Source organism: Bradyrhizobium sp. AUGA SZCCT0177 (genome assembly GCF_018130125.1).
Classification (GTDB): Bacteria; Pseudomonadota; Alphaproteobacteria; order Rhizobiales; family Xanthobacteraceae; genus Bradyrhizobium.
In genome coordinates this window covers 1-3,500 of sequence record NZ_JAFCMA010000070.1, presented here as the reverse complement: position 1 = coordinate 3,500, position 3,500 = coordinate 1, and the positions used below count along the sequence as shown (strand labels likewise).

The 3,500-nt window shown below is 60.3% G+C and carries 1 protein-coding gene; it reads left to right on the top strand.

Features of this window, described 5'->3' with window-relative positions:
• Positions 1-3,500 (top strand): DUF5801 repeats-in-toxin domain-containing protein (locus tag JQ597_RS37395; RefSeq protein ID WP_212270382.1); only part of this gene is annotated, 3,500 nt, incomplete at both ends.

Sequence of the window (3,500 nt, the reverse complement as noted above, 5' to 3'; positions counted from 1 at the left end):
AAGGCGACCACGGTTACGGTGTCGGAGACGCCGACCCAGGCGCAGGCGATTGGCGAGCTGTCGACGACGGAAGGTGCGCTGGCCGGTCTGTTCACCAATGCGAGCGTTGATTTTGGCACGGACGGGCCGGGCGGCGATGGCGGCATCAGCAAGGAGCTGGCGCTGGTGCTGTCGAGCGATGGCATTGCCACGACCCTGACGGTGACTGCGCTGGATGGTACGGCGCTGGAGACCATGACGGCCGGGGAGCGGGCGATCTCGCTGTTTCAGGTCGACGCCAACACGATCGAGGGCCGGATTGCCGGTACCGCAGCCGATGGCGACGAGTATGTCGCGTTCACGATCAAGCTGAACGGGACCGATCCGGCGACGGCGACGATCACGGTGGACCAGTTCCTGGCGATCGACCATGACCCGGACAGCCCGTCAGTGTACGACGAACAGGCATTCCTCAACACGGTTGGTGCGGGCACGCTGAGCCTGCAGCTGACGACGACGGCGACCGACGGCGATGGCGACGAAGCCAGCCTGCCGGTGCTGGTCACGCTGATCGGCAACCAGACCAGCTTTGTTGCCTTTGACGACGACGGCCCGACAGTGACGGAGGGCGAGGGCGGCGAGACCACCAAGCTTGCCCTGCTCAACCTGGACGAGACGATCGGCGCGGATCGCTACAACACGGGCGAGGTGCCGCAGGACAATAACGGGGAAGTCGACGACAAGGCGACCACGGTTACGGTGTCGGAGACGCCGACCCAGGCGCAGGCGATTGGCGAGCTGTCGACGACGGAAGGTGCGCTGGCCGGTCTGTTCACCAATGCGAGCGTTGATTTTGGCACGGACGGGCCGGGCGGCGATGGCGGTATCAGCAAGGAGCTGGCGCTGGTGCTGTCGAGCGATGGCATTGCCACGACCCTGACGGTGACTGCGCTGGATGGTACGGCGCTGGAGAACATGACGGCCGGGGAGCGGGCGATCTCGCTGTTTCAGGTCGACGCCAACACGATCGAGGGCCGGATTGCCGGTACCGCAGCCGATGGCGACGAGTATGTCGCGTTCACGATCAAGCTGAACGGGACCGATCCGGCGACGGCGACGATCACGGTGGACCAGTTCCTGGCGATCGACCATGGCGGTTCAGAAAATCCATCAGTGTTCGACGAGCAGACGTTTGTGAATCTGGTTGGTGAGGGCACGCTCAATCTGCAGCTCACCACAACGGCGACCGATGGTGACGGCGATCAGGCCAGTTCATCAGTCCAGGTCAATTTGATCGGCAACGAGAATTCGTTCATCGCGTTCGATGATGACGGTCCGACTATGGTCGCGTCCGGGTCAATTGTTGCGAACGTTGACGAAGATGGCCTGCATGCGCCGGGTCTGTCGGATTCCAATCTGGATAATTCCCGCGACGGCGAAGTCGATGGCAACGAATCCGCCGTCGCGACCTCTGCTGTGTTTGGAACACTCGGCGCGCTGGTCAATTTCGGCACCGACGGTTTTGGCAGTTTCGGTCTCAAGCCCGTCGCCGTACCGGTCGATAGTGGGCTGACTTCGGGCGGCAAGCCAATTCTCATCGTAACCGACGCCAACGGCTTGCACGGCTATGTCGATAACATCACGCCGGGATTTGACGGCGGCGATCGTGAAGTGTTCACGCTGGCGGTTGGTTCAGACGGATCTTACACATTCACGCTCAAGGACCAGATCGACCACCCGACGCTGGATGGCGCGCAAGTCGGCGACAACACGGAAAATACCAAGGTAATTGACCTGTCGTCCTATGTAGTGGCGACAGACGGCGACGGCGACAGCGTTTCTCTTGGTGCTGGTACGTTCACCGTTTCGGTGCTCGACGATATTCCGGTCATCACGGCGCGCGCGCCGAACGAGACGACGGTTACGACCAATGAGACGATTACCTACACGCTGCAGGCAGGCAACACCGATGTCCGCGGCATGGATGGCCAGAGCAATCATGATATCAAGCTGAGTGGCGTCGACGTCTACGAGGGTGACAACAGCGTCAACACGACCGGCAGCAATATCGGTATCGGCGATGGCCAGATCGTTGACGGCTACGAAGAGTCTGGTCCGAAGAACAATCCGAACATCTCGGGGCCTGAAATACTGACGATGGAATTCCTCAACAGTTTTGTTGTCGGTGTTCCAAATAGCAATAGCTATGACGTCTCTTCCACCACCTTCAAGATCGATGTCGCGGAAGCTCATGGCATCGAGTCCGCCAACGTTTTCGTGTCGGCAACCGACAACAGCAGCTTCGTCGCATTGACCTTCACTGTGAACGGCTCGCCCGTCACGGCAACGGCCGTCTATCAGGGCGCGCTGCAGGTCGGTTACGTGCTGGAGGGAGTGCCGGATCTTGCTACGGTTCACGCAGCCGGCGCGACGCCGTTTGATGTGTTCAAGGTCGGCAACTACAACGACTTTCAGTTCGATACGACTTCGTCCGGCAATCCGGAGACATTCACCGACGGCAATTCGTTCAAGGTCTTCGGAATTGAATCGACGATCACGACGACAACCGTAGTCACCGAGACGTTCAAGATCAGTGAAGACGAGAGCCCCGGAGTGAATACCGCGGCCGATCCGAACGCCGCCAATGACGTCAATCCATTGGTTGATGTTCCGCCCGGCGCGATCGTTGAAGCGAATGCCATCGGTTACGCGAAATCGTCGACCAGCGTGCTTGCTACCGGCTCGTTGTTCTCAGGTAGCGTCGGCGCCGACGAGGAGGGCACCTATTCGTTCGCGATTACCGACAGCGCCGGGAATCCGATCACTTCTGTTGCTTCCGGGCTGACGACGCTGGACGGCATCCATATCATGCTGTCCACCGACGTAAACGGGGCCGTGGTTGGTTCCGCCGGCCAGACCGAGATATTCAAGGTCTACGTCGATAGCGAAGGTTTCGTCTGGATCGGCCAGTATCAGCCGATCGCCCACGGTCTCGACGGATCGAGCCTGGCCACCCACGACGACATAGCGTCGGTTACGGCCGCCCTTCACATCAAGGCCACGCTTACGGATTTCGATGGTGACTCGACGAGCGTCGTGTCTGGCGTGGCGCTGCAAGTCCAGTTTCAGGACGATGGACCTCAGGCTTTCCTCGAGGCGTCGCAGACTGTCGCGGAAGGCTCAACTGCGACGGGCCAACTTGATTTCGTCCAAGGGACGGACGGCGCCTCAGTCACTCACGTCAACGGGATCGTGCTTGTTTTCGGAAACGACGGATATTCCCAGATAGTTCCTGGCTCCCATGGCGGCTTCCAGGTCACTGCCACCGGCAGCTATAGGTTTATCGCCCAGCCCGACGATGTTTTTGTTTCCGGCGGGCTCGAGAGCTTCAGCTACACGGTTACCGACGGCGATGGCGACACTTCGGTTGCGAATGCAACATTCTCGGTCACCGACGATGCGGACGTGACCACGATTACGCTGTCCGACGTGTCGGTGGTCGAAGGCACGGCGACGGCGAC